16 protein-coding genes and 6 tRNA genes are annotated in these 13,126 nt (G+C 74.3%); 9 read left to right on the top strand and 13 right to left on the bottom strand.

The window, feature by feature from the left end:
• Positions 1 to 66: 66 nt before the first annotated feature.
• Both ACY1JF_RS04880 and ACY1JF_RS04875 read right to left on the bottom strand, forming a co-directional pair.
• Positions 67 to 138: transfer RNA gene (locus ACY1JF_RS04880), tRNA-Val, on the bottom strand.
• A gap of 99 nt (positions 139 to 237) precedes the next feature.
• Positions 238 to 690: a TIGR02611 family protein gene (locus ACY1JF_RS04875; protein WP_462703699.1), complete on the bottom strand. Its 453-nt coding sequence runs from the start codon at positions 688 to 690 to the stop codon at positions 238 to 240.
• A 191-nt stretch (positions 691 to 881) separates the two neighbouring features.
• On the opposite strand from ACY1JF_RS04875, the gene ACY1JF_RS04870 reads away from it, so the two are divergent.
• Complete coding sequence (locus ACY1JF_RS04870; protein WP_004002642.1) at positions 882 to 1,295, top strand: SsgA family sporulation/cell division regulator; 414 nt, start codon at positions 882 to 884, stop codon at positions 1,293 to 1,295.
• 291 nt (positions 1,296 to 1,586) lie between these two features.
• Entirely contained in the window at positions 1,587 to 2,147 is a 561-nt protein-coding gene (locus ACY1JF_RS04865; protein ID WP_462703698.1) for a CGNR zinc finger domain-containing protein, read from the top strand.
• A gap of 75 nt (positions 2,148 to 2,222) precedes the next feature.
• Here the strand turns inward: ACY1JF_RS04865 and ACY1JF_RS04860 are convergent, their stop codons facing one another.
• Positions 2,223 to 2,417, bottom strand: a complete 195-nt coding sequence (locus tag ACY1JF_RS04860; protein ID WP_462703818.1) for a hypothetical protein — start codon at positions 2,415 to 2,417, stop codon at positions 2,223 to 2,225.
• Between the two features lie 140 nt (positions 2,418 to 2,557).
• Positions 2,558 to 3,031 carry a hypothetical protein gene (locus tag ACY1JF_RS04855; RefSeq protein ID WP_462703697.1) on the bottom strand — a complete coding sequence of 158 codons (474 nt, stop codon included), beginning with the start codon at positions 3,029 to 3,031 and terminating at the stop codon, positions 2,558 to 2,560.
• A gap of 209 nt (positions 3,032 to 3,240) precedes the next feature.
• On the opposite strand from ACY1JF_RS04855, the gene ACY1JF_RS04850 reads away from it, so the two are divergent.
• Positions 3,241 to 3,765, top strand: coding sequence for a DsbA family protein (locus tag ACY1JF_RS04850; RefSeq protein ID WP_462703696.1), 525 nt, complete (start codon positions 3,241 to 3,243; stop codon positions 3,763 to 3,765).
• 19 nt (positions 3,766 to 3,784) lie between these two features.
• Here the strand turns inward: ACY1JF_RS04850 and ACY1JF_RS04845 are convergent, their stop codons facing one another.
• The 3 genes from ACY1JF_RS04845 to ACY1JF_RS04835 all read right to left on the bottom strand — a co-directional run bounded on the left by ACY1JF_RS04845 (position 3,785) and on the right by ACY1JF_RS04835 (position 6,537).
• Positions 3,785 to 4,609: a GNAT family N-acetyltransferase gene (locus tag ACY1JF_RS04845; RefSeq protein WP_462703695.1), complete on the bottom strand. Its 825-nt coding sequence runs from the start codon at positions 4,607 to 4,609 to the stop codon at positions 3,785 to 3,787.
• A 63-nt stretch (positions 4,610 to 4,672) separates the two neighbouring features.
• Positions 4,673 to 5,494, bottom strand: a complete 822-nt coding sequence (locus ACY1JF_RS04840) for an aminotransferase class IV (protein WP_462703694.1) — start codon at positions 5,492 to 5,494, stop codon at positions 4,673 to 4,675.
• Positions 5,491 to 6,537, bottom strand: coding sequence for a chorismate-binding protein (locus ACY1JF_RS04835; protein ID WP_462703693.1), 1,047 nt, complete (start codon positions 6,535 to 6,537; stop codon positions 5,491 to 5,493). The genes ACY1JF_RS04840 and ACY1JF_RS04835 overlap by 4 nt, the downstream gene beginning before the upstream one ends.
• A 178-nt stretch (positions 6,538 to 6,715) precedes the next feature.
• On the opposite strand from ACY1JF_RS04835, the gene ACY1JF_RS04830 reads away from it, so the two are divergent.
• The 5 genes from ACY1JF_RS04830 to ACY1JF_RS04810 all read left to right on the top strand — a co-directional run bounded on the left by ACY1JF_RS04830 (position 6,716) and on the right by ACY1JF_RS04810 (position 7,173).
• Positions 6,716 to 6,788 (top strand) — tRNA-Gly (locus tag ACY1JF_RS04830).
• A 38-nt stretch (positions 6,789 to 6,826) separates the two neighbouring features.
• Positions 6,827 to 6,900: transfer RNA gene (locus ACY1JF_RS04825), tRNA-Cys, on the top strand.
• Position 6,901: 1 nt separating this feature from the next.
• Positions 6,902 to 6,973 (top strand) — tRNA-Val (locus tag ACY1JF_RS04820).
• Between the two features lie 35 nt (positions 6,974 to 7,008).
• Positions 7,009 to 7,080: transfer RNA gene (locus ACY1JF_RS04815), tRNA-Val, on the top strand.
• A 21-nt stretch (positions 7,081 to 7,101) separates the two neighbouring features.
• A tRNA-Val gene (locus ACY1JF_RS04810) sits at positions 7,102 to 7,173 on the top strand.
• 57 nt (positions 7,174 to 7,230) lie between these two features.
• Here ACY1JF_RS04810 and ACY1JF_RS04805 read toward each other — a convergent pair.
• From ACY1JF_RS04805 to ACY1JF_RS04790, 4 genes are all read right to left on the bottom strand, one after another.
• Entirely contained in the window at positions 7,231 to 7,503 is a 273-nt protein-coding gene (locus ACY1JF_RS04805) for a TFIIB-type zinc ribbon-containing protein (RefSeq protein WP_462703692.1), read from the bottom strand.
• 100 nt (positions 7,504 to 7,603) lie between these two features.
• Positions 7,604 to 8,524 (bottom strand): aminoglycoside phosphotransferase family protein, encoded by a 921-nt coding sequence (locus ACY1JF_RS04800; RefSeq protein ID WP_462703691.1) that lies wholly within the window; start codon positions 8,522 to 8,524, stop codon positions 7,604 to 7,606.
• Positions 8,525 to 8,760: 236 nt separating this feature from the next.
• Complete coding sequence (locus ACY1JF_RS04795; protein WP_215168668.1) at positions 8,761 to 8,970, bottom strand: hypothetical protein; 210 nt, start codon at positions 8,968 to 8,970, stop codon at positions 8,761 to 8,763.
• Positions 8,971 to 9,206: 236 nt separating this feature from the next.
• Entirely contained in the window at positions 9,207 to 9,455 is a 249-nt protein-coding gene (locus ACY1JF_RS04790; protein ID WP_462703690.1) for a hypothetical protein, read from the bottom strand.
• Between the two features lie 197 nt (positions 9,456 to 9,652).
• Between ACY1JF_RS04790 and ACY1JF_RS04785 the strand changes: the two genes are divergently transcribed.
• Positions 9,653 to 11,101: a serine/threonine-protein kinase gene (locus ACY1JF_RS04785; RefSeq protein WP_462703689.1), complete on the top strand. Its 1,449-nt coding sequence runs from the start codon at positions 9,653 to 9,655 to the stop codon at positions 11,099 to 11,101.
• Here the strand turns inward: ACY1JF_RS04785 and ACY1JF_RS04780 are convergent.
• Together ACY1JF_RS04780 and cobA are read right to left on the bottom strand one after the other, a co-directional pair.
• Positions 11,074 to 11,886 carry a TrmH family RNA methyltransferase gene (locus ACY1JF_RS04780; protein WP_462703688.1) on the bottom strand — a complete coding sequence of 271 codons (813 nt, stop codon included), beginning with the start codon at positions 11,884 to 11,886 and terminating at the stop codon, positions 11,074 to 11,076. The two genes, ACY1JF_RS04785 and ACY1JF_RS04780, sit on opposite strands and share 28 nt — an antisense overlap.
• Before the next feature lies 1 nt (position 11,887).
• Entirely contained in the window at positions 11,888 to 13,120 is a 1,233-nt protein-coding gene (gene cobA, locus ACY1JF_RS04775; RefSeq protein ID WP_462703687.1) for a uroporphyrinogen-III C-methyltransferase, read from the bottom strand.
• Positions 13,121 to 13,126 lie beyond the last annotated feature (6 nt).

Below are 13,126 nucleotides of genomic sequence, written 5' to 3'. Positions count from 1 at the left end.
CCCGGCGGCCCCCCCGCCGGGGGGGCCCGGCCCCCCGTCGGCCGCCGGGCCGCCTGGTGATCCCGGTGGGCGATACTGGGTTCGAACCAGTGACCTCTTCGGTGTGAACGAAGCGCTCTCCCACTGAGCTAATCGCCCGGGTGCGGGAAGAACATTACCGCATGTCAGGGGCGCCCGTGACCGGCCACCCGCTCGCGAGGGGACCCCGGGCGCACCCGGGGCCCCGCCCGGATCGGCTCACTGGTCCTCGATCTCCCACGGCATCACCAGGCCGAACTTCCACAGGTAGAACCCGGCGACCGCGCCGATGATCACCAGGCCGGTCACCGTGAGGATGATGTTGCGCCGCCGCACCCTGGGGTCGAGCGCCCGCTGCGTCGCCTCGGTCACCTTCCGCTTGGTCCAGCGCAGCACCAGCTGGGCCCAGACGAACTCGGTGGCCCAGATCGCCATGCCCCCGAAGATCACCACCCAGCCGGGTCCGGGCAGCGGCAGCATGACGACGCCGGCCACCACGACCGCCAGACCGACCACGAAGACCCCGACCTGCCAGCTCAAGTGCAGCATGCGGCGGTCCTTGACGAATCCAGGCGCCCGCGAGCCGAGTCCCCGCCCGTCCCCCGCCCCGTCCGCCTTCGCCCCGTCCGCCATCACGGCCACCTCGACCGACTCGCCATGCCCCGTGTTCATGCGGCCAAACCCTACCGGAGCGAAACGAGCCACCGGAATGGACGCACCCCGTCCGCGATTCCTGGGCCGGAAGGGGTACGTAAAGCCACGCAAAACACTCAGAGGGGTTTACAACGGCACCGTAGGTGGCATGTCGATTTCGCCGACGTGCGAATCCCCGAGCGCACACTGAGCGAAAGGCCCTGGCGCTTATGAACACCACGGTCAGCTGCGAGCTGCACCTGCGCCTCGTTGTGTCGAGCGAGTCCTCCCTGCCTGTCCCCGCAGGCCTGCGGTACGACACGGCCGATCCCTACGCCGTGCACGCCACCTTCCACACCGGAGCCGAGGAGACCGTCGAGTGGGTGTTCGCCCGTGATCTCCTCGCCGAGGGGCTGCACCGCCCCACGGGCACCGGTGACGTCCGCGTCTGGCCGTCGCGCAGTCACGGTCAGGGCGTCGTGTGCATCGCCCTGAGCTCTCCGGAGGGCGAGGCACTGCTCGAGGCCCCGGCGCGGGCTCTGGAGTCCTTCCTGAAGCGCACAGACGCCGCCGTGCCGCCCGGCACGGAACACCGGCACTTCGACCTCGATCAGGAACTCTCGCACATCCTGGCGGAGAGCTAGGGCGAGACCCCGAACCGCCCGGCGCCGTCGACTCGGGGTGACGGACCGGGCCGGGACAACCGCATACGGCACACACACCGGCGTCGCCGCCGCGGTCCGCCGCGGGGCGGCGCCGGCGTGCGCCGCTCCCGGTGAGCCGCGCCCGTGGCCGCCGCCGTCGTACGGGGACGGAGGACGGCGGCGGCCACGGGCGGGCGAGGCGCCCTCGCGGCCGTACGGCCGGCCGCGGATGCCACTACCATCGGCCAGCATCCGCGGGCGCCCGCCCGTCCCCAGGCCAGGGAGCGAAACGTGCTGATCACCCACGACACCCGGTGCGCGCTCGACACCGTGGTGGATCTGGTGAACACCGCACCAAAGGACGAGTCGTCGCCGGACGGGCTGCCGGATGTCGCCGCCCTCACGGAATTCGTCCGCAACCACGAGGTCAGCGACGTCGGCGTGCTCTCGGAGTCCGACCTCTCGGCGGTGCGCACGGTGCGCGGCCGGTTCGCCTCCGCCTTCGCGGCCTCCGACACCCGCGCCACCGCCCACCTGATCAACGAGCTGGTCGCCGCCGCGGGCACCACCCCCCGGCTCACCGACCACGACGGCTACGACTGGCACGTCCACTACTTCGCCCCCGGCGCCTCCGTCGCCGATCACCTGGCGGCCGACTGCGGGATGGCCCTGGCCTTCTTCGTGGTCGCCGGGGAGCGGGAGCGGCTGCGGCGCTGCGAGGCGCCCGACTGCCGACGCGCCTTCGTCGACCTGTCGCGCAACCGCTCACGGCGGTACTGCGACAGCCGGACCTGCGGCAACCGGCTGCACGTGGCCGCCTACCGGGCGCGGCGCAAGGAAGCGGCGGGCTGAGGCGGCCCGGGGAATCGCTCAGGACACGGTCCCGACGCGCCCCCGGCGGGTGGCGCCGGGGAACGCGGGTACGGCTCATAGCAACAGCAGGTCGTGCAGCGAAGCCATGAGCAGCAGGAACCCGATCACCGCAAGGAAGATCATCAGCGGTGGCTGGGAAAGGGCGAAGAGGCATCCGCGTGGCTCTTGCGGCCGGGAGGCGGTGTCGCTCTCTGTGGTGTCCAGCTGTGTCGTGTCCAGCATCTCGCGGGCGATGATGGCGCAGTTCACGCCCCGACGCGATCAACACGCCCGCGAGGCACCTGTGTTCGCCGGAATCCATGATCTTCGGTTCGAGTTGTGATCGTTTCCGGACGTTTCGCCAGCTCAGTGTGTCGTTTCGGCGAGAGGGGGCCGTGGCCGGGCGGGTCTCAGATGCCGTGCTTCTTCAGGATGGCCTCGATGTCGCTGAAGTCGTCCTCCGAGCGGGGCTTGTCCGCGGGGCGGGCCACCGCCGGACGGGCCGCCACCGGACGCGGGGCGGAGCCGGTGCCCGGTGAGGGCGCCGAGGCCCCCGGAGCCACGGCGTCCCGCCGGGCCGCCGCCCGGGCGGCCTCCCTGCGCTCTCCGCGGGTGGGACGGGTGCCGCCGCGGCGGCGCTCCACGACGCGCGTGACCATGAACAGCAGCCACGCCACCCCCAGCACGGCGAAGCCCGCCCAGGCCATCGGGCTGAAGGCGGTGTCGGAGATCCACTCGACGACGCCGGTCATCACCAGGCCGACCGGTATCAGCGCGTAGGCGGCGATGCGGACGGCCGCCAGGAAGCGCCTGCGGTACGCGGTGATCGCCGCGATGCCCAGGCCGGCCGCGGACACGGCGGAACAGACGGTCTCGGCAATCATCCGGTCCTCCAGGGCTCGGGCGCCGTCGGGCAGGCGCTTTCGTCCCTTCCATCCTGCACCGTCCCCGCCCCGTGCGGCCATGCCCGGGCCCGGCATCAGGGACATCTCCGGGTCGTCTCGGGGGCGTCTCCTCCTCAGGTGCCAGGGCCGGGTGCCGGTCGGCACGGGCGGACGGGGAGGTCGGGAGCGGGAGCTGGGACACTGGTCGCATGAGTGACTCCTCCCCCGCCGGCTCCGCCACGCCCGTCCTCGACGTCTGGTGCGAGCTGCAGTGCCCGGACTGCCGTACCGCCCTGGACGACCTGCGCGCCCTGCGCGCCCGCTACGGGGACCGCCTGGAGCTGCGGCTTCGGCACTTCCCGCTGGAGAAGCACAAGCACTCCTTCGCCGCCGCGCAGGCCGCCGAGGAGGCCGCCGTGCAGGGGCAGGGCTGGGCGTACGTCGAAGCGGTGCTCGGCCGGCCGGCGGAGCTGGACCGCCGGGGAGAGGCCCTCCTGGTCGACGTGGCCCGGGAACTCGGTCTGGACGCCGAGGAGTTCGACACCGCCCTGATCGACGGCCGGCACATCCTGGTCGTCGACGCCGACCAGGCCGAGGGCAAGGCGATCGGCGTGACCGGGACCCCGACGTACGTCATCGACGGCGAGCGGCTCGACGGCGGCAGGAGCCAGGAGGGGCTCCGCGCCCGCGTCGAGGAGATCGCGGACCGGCTGCTGGGCGGGGACCGGGGCTGACCCCGGCCCCCGCCCGCGCCTACAGCAGCGGCTTGTAGAAGGTGTGCCGGGTCGTCTCGTAGCCGAGCGACTCGTAGAGCCGTTCGGCCGGGGTGTTGCCGGCGAACACGTTGAGGCCGAGCAGCCGGCGTCCGGCGGTGATCGTCTGCCTCTCCGCGAGGAGCATCAGCGCCCGGCCGTGCCCCCGGCCCCGGTGCGCGGCGTCGGCCTCGACGTCGTAGACGTACGCCGACTCCGGGCGCAGCGCCAGCCACAGCGTGCCGACCCGCTCGCCCTCGTGCTCCACCACGCTGAACAGCATGTCCTCGGTCTCGGGCCCCCGCGGCAGCAGTGTCTCGTGGTCGCGCCGGGACCTGGCGTGCGCCAGGTCCTCGGGTATGCCCCGTTCGATCCAGGCACGCGCGTACTGCTCCGACTCGTGGGCCCACCAGGCGTCGAACTCCGCCCGGGTCATCGGCCTCGCACGGCTGCCCCCGGGCAGGGCGGGCGGGGTGTCGCCGAGCCGCTTCTCCATGCCGCGGTTGCGCGGCAGGTAGCCGAGCGACTCGACGAGCCGCAGCGCCGCCCCGGCGTCCGCGGGGACGGTGACGGTGAGCTGTCCGCAGCCCCAGCCGCGCGCCACCTCCTCGGCCGCGAGGGCGGCCACCGTGGCCCGGCCGCGCCGCCGGTCGCCCTCGTCGACGCGCAGGTCGTGGATGACGGCGACCGCGTCGCCGAAGGCGGGAGAGGTGCCGAGGTGGAGGGCGCCGACGGGACGGCTGTTCACGCACACCCGGTAGTGGCGTGAACGCGTTCCGTCGGCGGCGAGCTGAAGCGGCTCGGTCGGCCGCAGGGTGGTGGTCATCAGGGGTGTTCTACCCCGCGCGACCGCCCGGGAGCAGCCGTTTTGACGCTCGGCCCGTGCCGGTCAGGGGTCGAGGTCGGCGCCGGACCGTTCGGCGAAGATCCGCATCGCCTTGGCCGTCACCGGCCCCGGTGCGCCCGGCAGTTCCCGGCCGTCGACCCGGTGCACGGCCTGGACGTCGCGCAGCGTGGAGGTCAGGAAGACCTCGTCGGCGTGTTCCAGGACGTCCAGCGGAAGGTCCGACTCCACCGCGCCGGTCCACTCGACGGTCAGGGCGCGGGTGATGCCCGCGAGACAGCCGGAGGCGACCGGCGGGGTGTGGATCTCGCCGTCGAGGACGACGAAGACGTTGGACCCGGTGCCCTCGCACAGCCGCCCCACCGTGTTGCCGAACAGCGCCTCGGAGGCGCCTCGTTCGCGGGCGCGGGCGAGGGCGACGACGTTCTCGGCGTACGAGGTGGTCTTCAGGCCGGTGAGCGCGCCGCGCTCGTTGCGGGTCCAGGGGACGGTGATCACTGACGTGGAGTCGGGGCGGCGGGCGGTGGCACCGAGGGCGACCAGCAGGGTGGGGGCGTGCTCGCCGCGGTCGGAGCCGAGCGGGCCCTGTCCCCCGGTGCAGGTGATCCGCAGCCGGCCGAGCGGCACCGGGTCGGCCTCCAGTACGGCGGCGCAGGCACGGCGCACCTCGTCGAGGTCGGGCTCCGGCAGGCCCAGGCCCCGTGCCGAGCGGGCCAGCCGGTCCAGGTGCCGGGTCAGCGCGAAGGGGCGCCCGTCCACCGCCTTGACGGTCTCGAAGACGCCGTCGCCCACGGTCAGTCCGTGGTCGAAGGCGGAGACCCGGGCGGCCTCCGCGTCCCGCAGCCCGCCGTCCAGCCAGATCTTCACGTTCCCGGTCCCTCCCCGGTCGTCTCGTACCTCCCCGACGCTACCGCGAGCAGCCGGGACGCCTTCAGTTCGGTCTCCCGCCACTCCCGCTCCGGGTCCGAGCCCCAGGTGATACCGGCTCCGGTGCCGAACTTCAGCAGGCCCTCGGCCCGGTCGGTCCAGAAGGTGCGGATGCCGACGGCCAGCTCGCCGGCGCCCCGGTCGGCGTCGACCCAGCCGACGCCCCCGCAGTACGGGCCCCGGGGCGCGGTCTCCAGCGCCCCGATGATCCCGAGGGCGCTCGCCTTGGGCGCGCCGGTGACCGAGCCGGGCGGGAACGTGGCGGCGAGCAGCTCCGGCCAGCCGGCGCCGGACCGCAGTTCGCCCCGCACCGTCGACACGAGGTGCACCAGCCCCGGGTGCTTCTCCACCGCGCACAGGCCGGGCACGGTGACGCTGCCGGTCGCGCAGACCCGCCCCAGGTCGTTGCGGACCAGGTCCACGATCATCACGTTCTCGGCGTGGTCCTTGTCCAGCAGGTCCGCCTCGGTGCGGCCGGTGCCCTTGATCGGGCCCGACTCCACGGTCCGTCCCGCGCGGCGCAGGAACAGTTCGGGGGAGGCGGTGGCCACCTCCACCCCGTGGTCGGGCAGCCGGAGGGTCCCCGCGTACGGCGCCGGGTTGCCGCGGGCCAGCAGCGCGGTGAGGGCGTCCACGTCGGCGTCGGGCGGGACGGGCGCGGACAGGACGCGGCAGAGGTTGGCCTGGTAGACCTCGCCGGCCGCGATGTGCGCGCGAATACGCCGTACGGCGCTCGTGTACGCGTGGTGATCCAGCGAGGACGCCCAGTCGCCGACGGCCGGGCCGCGCCACCGTCCCGGCCGGGGCGCGGGCACCGGCGCCTCGCGGACCTCCGCGAAACGGGCGCAGGTCAGACGGCCCTCGAACTCCGCGCAGACGGCCCAGAACCCGCTGGACCCGAGGGCCGCGGGATCGGTCGTGACGTCGAGGAGACCGGTGGCGATCCGGTCGCCGAACCGGGCCAGGGGCGGAAGGCCGGACACCTGACCGAGTCTAGGCGGAGTGACCACGAGGTGACCCGAACGTGTCCTTCCGCCCGCCCTGACCAGGCGCGCGAGCGAGGGCGGCGCAGCACGCTGCGCAAACGCGTTTTTGTGCTGGCTCCGGAATCCGCTAGAGTTCATCACGTCGCCGGGACGCGCAAGCGGACCGAAACGACAGGCGGACGTAGCTCAGTTGGTAGAGCGCAACCTTGCCAAGGTTGAGGTCGCGAGTTCGAGCCTCGTCGTCCGCTCGCGGGAACAGGGGTTCCACAAGATCTCCTGTACTCCTGGTGGAGTGGCCGAGAGGCGAGGCAACGGCCTGCAAAGCCGTCTACACGGGTTCAAATCCCGTCTCCACCTCCAAGGACGATTAGCTCAGCGGGAGAGCGCTTCCCTGACACGGAAGAGGTCACTGGTTCAATCCCAGTATCGTCCACTGGTCCGTGAGGACCTTGATCCGCGAGGATCCCCGCGCGATTAGCTCAGCGGGAGAGCGCTTCCCTGACACGGAAGAGGTCACTGGTTCAATCCCAGTATCGCGCACGCAGTACTCGCAGTACTCCCGGACGATTAGCTCAGCGGGAGAGCGCTTCCCTGACACGGAAGAGGTCACTGGTTCAATCCCAGTATCGTCCACAGCCCCGGAGCCCCCGGCCGTCTCGTACGGCCGGGGGCTTCGTCGTCCGCCGGCCGTCAGCTGGAGAACAGCATGTGGCCGAAGCCCTTGTTGCGGTGGTGGCCGTGGTGGTGGCCGTGGCCGCCGTGCGGGGCGCCCCAGGCGGGGGCCGGAGCGGTGGGGTAGGCCGGGGGCGGCGGGGCCGGCTGGGACCACTGGGCCTCCAGGCGGGTCAGCGACTCCAGCTCGCCGTAGTCGAGGAAGATCCCGCGGCAGCCGCTGCACTGCTCGATCTGGACGCCGTTGCGGTTGTAGGTGTGCATCGGTGCGTGGCACTTCGGACACTGCATGGTCGGCTCAACTCCTCGCCGGTAGGTCCTGCTCCGTGTTCCGCCAGGACAGACTCTGTCCGGCTGCGGTCGGTTGCACCCTACTCGGCGTGGCCGCCCCTCAACTCGCGGGGACGCCGGCCATGCGCGCGCAGGCGTCGACCAGGGCCCGCTCCACGTCGTCCAGCGGCCGGTTCGCCAGGGCCGCCTTGGCCAGGGCGCGGGCGGCGGTCTGGGCGGTGAGGGCGCGGGCCGGGACGTCCAGGGCCGGCCAGGGGTCGCCGCGCGGTGGGACGGCCGGGCCGCCGGCGGCGCGGTAGGCGGCCAGGAAGCGGGTCCACTCGTCGGACGTCAGCAGTCCGCACGCGTACCAGGCGGCCGGACGGGCCAGGTCCCAGGACGGCACGCCCCGGCCGAGGTCGTCGACGTCTATCAGCAGCCACGGGCCGTCGGGTCCGGGGTGCCGGACGAGCTGGCCGAGGTGGAAGTCCCCGTGGCACGGCGTGCCGGTGTCCGGCATCGGGGCCGCGCCGCGCGCCCAGGCGGGCAGCGCGGTCCAGGCCCGCAGGACGGGGGCGGTGCCGGGGTGGTGGGGCGCGGTCTCCCGCAGCCGGGCCAGGGCGGCGGCGGCCCTGGCCGGGCCGCGCGCCGGGGGGAGGGCGGCGGGGGCGGGGGTCCGGTGGAGGCGGGCGAGGAGCGCGCCGGCCGCCTCCCAGGGGGCCGCGTCGGGGTCCTCCGGGTCCACCGGGGTGCCGTACGGCCAGCAGGTCACCAGCCGCCCGTACAGGCCGGCGGGGGCCGGGGCGAGCGGGGGCAGGAGGATGCCGGGGAGGCGGGCGGCGAGGGCGAGGCGGTGGGCCAGTGCTCCGGGATCGGTGTCCGGGGCGTGTGCCTTGGCGACGACGTCCCCGTGCCGGACGACGGTCCCGTCCGGCCGGTCGGCCAGCGTGGCGGCGGCGCAGGAGCGGCAGGCCGGGGTGCGGGCATGGGCCGCGGCCCGGACACGGGCGGTCAGGGCGGGGAGCAGGGGGGCCGTCGTCACGAGGGTGAGCGTACGGGGTGGCTCCGGCGCGGGCCGTCCGCCCCGGGGCGGCGAGGCCGACGGTGCCCCTTCTGGAGGGGACCCCCTGGTCCGGCCCGGGACTCGCGGGCAGGGCGATGCCGGCGCGGCTCCCCAGCCGCGCCGGCATCTGTGCCGTCCGCCGCACCCCCGTCCCCACGGGGTTTCATGGATGGATGTCCCCGCCCGGACCGCTCTTCCGGGCCTGGGGTCGCCGCTCAGCGCCCCAGCATCACACCCACGGACGACGCCTGTGTGGCCACCGTCTCCCACCCGTCGAAGACGAGGAGGAGCAGGGCCGCCAGGGGAAGGGCCATGAGCGTCGCCACCAGTGGATGGCGACGGCCCTGGCGACGGGTGCGGAACGGGGCGGCGTACGCCCCGCGCTCCAGCGTGCGGACCAGCGTCCGCGGTGCCGTCTGGGCCATGGTCCCTCTCCTGACCTCTTCCGTTGTCGTCCGGCAGCGGCGGGCGTCGGCCTCGGGGGACGAGTGCTGCACCCGCCGCTTGACCTCAAATCTAGGCGTCCGGGCCCCGGCGGGCGTCATGCCCTCGTACCCATTGCCTGGCCTCCCGGAGGATGAGCCCCGGCCTGGGGCGTACTCCCGTGGGTGGAGAAGACGGCCCACGTCTCGGGGTCATCCCCGAGGGGACGCGGGGCCCGTCACCCGGTCTGTCCCGCTTTCTCCGAGCCGTCCTCCCGGGGCACCGGCTGTTCGACCAGGGCCAGCACTCGGTTGGCCATGAACCGTGCCGTGCGCACCACCGAGCCGTTGCGCGTGACTTCGCTCACCTCCACCACCCCTCGGCGCACCGCCGTCTCCACCCGGCGCCCCGCCCGGCTCGCCACCACCTCGTAGGTCCGTGTCGTGTCGCCCGCGTCCACGACTATCTCCACACGATCACCCTTCATGGGCCCAATCCCCCTTCGCCTGCGGCCCGTTGGGACCCCGGGCGGCATCGAATCCGGCCGGTTCGCCCCTTTCCTGACCACCCTTCCATTCTCCCACCCGGCACTGACAATCGATCGTCCCGAGAGGGCGCGGCCTCTGCGCGCGGGCGGCCGTGGAAACGTAAGCTGTGGCTCGTCACAGGGACCGGGCAGCGGGGATGAACATGGCGATGATGCGCCTGAGGCGCGAGGACCCGCGCGTCGTCGGCTCGTTCAGGCTTCACAGGCGGCTCGGCGCGGGCGGAATGGGCGTGGTCTACCTGGGCTCCGACAAGAAGGGGCAGCGGGTCGCGCTGAAGGTCATCCGGCCGGATCTGGCGGAGGACCAGGAGTTCCGTTCGCGGTTCGCCCGCGAGGTCTCGGCGGCCCGGCGGATCAGGGGCGGGTGCACCGCGCGGCTGGTCGCCGCCGACCTGGACGCGGACCGGCCGTGGTTCGCCACGCAGTACGTGCCCGGTCCCTCGCTGCACGACAAGGTCGCCGACGAGGGGCCGCTCGGCGCGGCCGACGTCGCCGCCGTGGGGGCCGCGCTCTCGGAAGGGCTGGTCGCCGTGCACGAGGCGGGGGTCGTGCACCGGGACCTGAAGCCCTCCAACATCCTGCTGTCCCCCAAGGGCCCCCGGATCATCGACTTCGGCATCGCCTGGGCGACGGGGGCCTCCACGCTCACGCACGTCGGCACGGCGGTCGGCTCCCCCGGGTTCCTCGCCCCCGAGCAGGTGCGCGGCGCCGCGGTCACCCCGGCCACGGACGTCTTCTCGCTCGGTGCCACCCTCGCGTACGCCTCGACGGGCGACTCGCCCTTCGGACACGGCAGTTCGGAGGTGATGCTGTACCGCGTGGTGCACGAGGAGGCGCAGCTGCACGGCGTGCCGGACGCGCTGGCCCCGCTGGTGCGGGCGTGCCTGGCGAAGGACCCCGAGGAGCGGCCCAGCACCCTGCAACTGTCGCTGCGGCTCAAGGAGATCGCCGCCCGCGAGGCCCAGGGCCTGTCCGACGTACGGCCGCCCGCTCCTCGCTCGCGCCAGGTGGACCGGCCCACCGGCCGGCTCGCCGACACCTGTCCGGAGCGCGAGCGGCGGCGTCCCCAGGGGCCGGGCCCCGCGGGCACGCCCGCGCCCCGGGGCGCGGGCGGGACGCGGAACACGGTCGGGTCCCGGGGCACGGGCGGGACGCGTGGTTCCGCTCCGGGGCGGGGAGCGGCACCGTCACGCGGCGGCTCCGCCCGGGACGGCGGCCCGTCGCGCGGGGGCACGTCCGCGCGGAGCGGTACGGGTTCCCGGCCGGGCGCGCGGCCCACGCCGGCCTCCCGCGGCAGCCGCCCCGGCAAGGGCGACCAGAGCCGTCCGGCGCCGCGCAGCGGGACCGGACGGAGCGGGCCGCGCACCACGGGGACCGGGCTGCGGCCCGCCAATCCCCGGCTGCTGCGCCAGCGGCTGGTCGTGTTCGTCGTGGTGACGCTGCTGGTGGCACTGGCCATCGCGGCGGCGCAGGGCTGCCAGGGGCCGTCGCACGGACTCGGCGACGACCGGCACGGCGGCGCGGCGCGGGCCCGGCAGGCGCAGACGCACGTACCGGATCAGGCCGGGCGCGGTCTGGTGGCGTAGAAGGCCACGGCCGAGGCGGCGGCCACGTTGAGGGAGTCGACGCCGGCGTCCATCGGGATGCGGACGTGCTCGTCGGCGGCGGCGAGCGCCCCGGGGGTGAGGCCGTCGCCCTCGGTGCCGAAGAGCAGGGCGAGCCGGTCGTGGTCGCGGGCGGCGAGTTCGTCGAGGGTGACCGCGCGCTCGCTCAGGCAGAGCGCGGCGACGGTGAAGCCGGCGGCCCGCAGGGTGCCGAGATCGTGCGGCCAGGAGTCCAGGCGGGTCCACGGGACCTGGAAGACGTTGCCCATCGAGACCTTCACGGACCTGCGGTAGAGCGGGTCGGCGCAGCGCGGGGTGAGCAGGACCGCGTCGACGCCGAGGGCGGCGGCGTTGCGGAAGGCGGCGCCCACGTTGGCGTGGTCGACGATGTCCTCGAAGACGGCGACGCGGCGGGCGCCGGGCAGCAGGTCGGCGGGGGCGGGCAGCGGTCTGCGGGCCATCGAGGCGAGGGCGCCGCGGTGCACGTGGTAGCCGGTGACCTGTTCGGCGACGGCCGGGGTCACCACGTAGACCGGGGCGGTGGCCTCCTCGATGACGTCGCGCATGACGCCGGTCCACTTCTGCGACAGGAGCATGGACCGCATCTCGTAACCGGCGGCGGCGGCCCGTCGGACGACCTTCTCGCCCTCGGCGATGAACAGGCCCTCGGCGGGTTCGCGGCGGCGGCGCAGGGCGACGTCGGTCAGGTCGGTGTAGTCGTGCAGACGGGGGTCGTCGGGGTCGGTGACCAGGACCGGTTCGGCCATGTCAGGCCCTCTCGTGCGGGCCCACGCCCACCACCGGGCCGATGACGATGACCGCGGGCGGGCGGACCTCGCGGGCGACGACCGTCTCGGCGACCGTCGCCAGGGTCGCGTCGACGCGGCGCTGGGCCGCGGTGGTGCCCTCCTGGACGAGGGCGACCGGGGTGTCGGGCGCCTTGCCGTGCGCGACCAGCGTCTCGGCGATCTTCCCGATCTTGTCGACCCCCATGAGGACGACGAGGGTGCCGGTGAGCCTGGCCAGGGACGGCCAGTCGACCAGCGAGCGCTCGTCGTCGGGGGCCACGTGACCGCTGACCACGGTGAACTCGTGGGCGACGCCGCGGTGGGTGACCGGGATGCCGGCCGCGCCCGGCACCGAGATCGAACTGGAGATGCCGGGGACGACGGTGCAGGCGATGCCCGCCTCGGCGAGCGCCTGGAGCTCCTCCATGCCGCGTCCGAAGACGTAGGGGTCGCCGCCCTTGAGGCGGACGACGGCCTTGCCCTGCTTGGCGTGGTCGATCAGGGCGTTGTTGATCGCCTCCTGGGCCATGAACCGGCCGTACGGGATCTTCGCCGCGTCGATCACCTCGACGTGCGGCGGCAGTTCGGCGAGCAGGTCGCGGGGGCCGAGGCGGTCGGCGATGACGACGTCGGCCTCGGCGAGCAGGCGGCGGCCCCGGACCGTGATCAGGTCGGGGTCACCGGGACCGCCGCCGACCAGGGCGACGCCCGGGGTGCGGGTGCGGTGGTGCGGGGCGACCAGGGTGCCGTCGCGCAGCCCCTCGACGACCGCGTCGCGGACGGCGGCGGTGTGGCGGGGGTCGCGGCCCCGGGCGTCCGTGGTGAGGACGGCGACCGTCACGCCCTCGCTGTGGCCGGTCGCCGGGGTCCAGGCGGTGGCCCGGTCGGCGTCGTCGGAGCGGACGCACCAGACGCGGTGCCGCTCGGCCTCGGCGGAGGCGGCGGCGTTGGCCTCCGGGTCGCTGGTGGCGATCAGGGCGTACCAGGCGTCGGCGAGGTCACCGTCCGCGTACCGGCGCCGCGCCCAGGTGATCTCGCCGGTGTCCGCCATCGCCTCGACCGACGGGGTGGCCTCCGGGGAGACGAGCAGGACGTCCGCGCCCGCCGCGACGAGGGCCGGCAGGCGGCGCTGGGCGACCTGGCCGCCGCCGAGGACGACCACGCGGCGGCCGGTCAGGCGGAGTCCTACGGGGTAGGCGGGGTGTTCGGCCATGAGGGT

The sequence above is a fragment of the Streptomyces sp. SYSU D01066-1 genome (assembly GCF_054956795.1).
This window is presented reverse-complemented; position numbering and strand designations above follow the sequence as displayed.

Excerpts from the sequence above, each read along its gene's own strand:
- ACY1JF_RS04845 (WP_462703695.1), bottom strand. The coding sequence starts at position 4,609 with ATGACCACCACCCTGCGGCCGACCGAGCCGCTTCAGCTCGCCGCCGAC.
- ACY1JF_RS04805 (WP_462703692.1), bottom strand. The coding sequence starts at position 7,503 with ATGCAGTGTCCGAAGTGCCACGCACCGATGCACACCTACAACCGCAAC.
- ACY1JF_RS04780 (WP_462703688.1), bottom strand. The coding sequence starts at position 11,886 with ATGGCCGAACCGGTCCTGGTCACCGACCCCGACGACCCCCGTCTGCAC.
- ACY1JF_RS04870 (WP_004002642.1), top strand. The coding sequence starts at position 882 with ATGAACACCACGGTCAGCTGCGAGCTGCACCTGCGCCTCGTTGTGTCG.
- ACY1JF_RS04850 (WP_462703696.1), top strand. The coding sequence starts at position 3,241 with ATGAGTGACTCCTCCCCCGCCGGCTCCGCCACGCCCGTCCTCGACGTC.
- ACY1JF_RS04875 (WP_462703699.1), bottom strand. The coding sequence starts at position 690 with ATGAACACGGGGCATGGCGAGTCGGTCGAGGTGGCCGTGATGGCGGAC.
- cobA (WP_462703687.1), bottom strand. The coding sequence starts at position 13,120 with ATGGCCGAACACCCCGCCTACCCCGTAGGACTCCGCCTGACCGGCCGC.
- ACY1JF_RS04790 (WP_462703690.1), bottom strand. The coding sequence starts at position 9,455 with ATGAAGGGTGATCGTGTGGAGATAGTCGTGGACGCGGGCGACACGACA.
- ACY1JF_RS04795 (WP_215168668.1), bottom strand. The coding sequence starts at position 8,970 with ATGGCCCAGACGGCACCGCGGACGCTGGTCCGCACGCTGGAGCGCGGG.
- ACY1JF_RS04855 (WP_462703697.1), bottom strand. The coding sequence starts at position 3,031 with ATGATTGCCGAGACCGTCTGTTCCGCCGTGTCCGCGGCCGGCCTGGGC.
- ACY1JF_RS04785 (WP_462703689.1), top strand. The coding sequence starts at position 9,653 with ATGAACATGGCGATGATGCGCCTGAGGCGCGAGGACCCGCGCGTCGTC.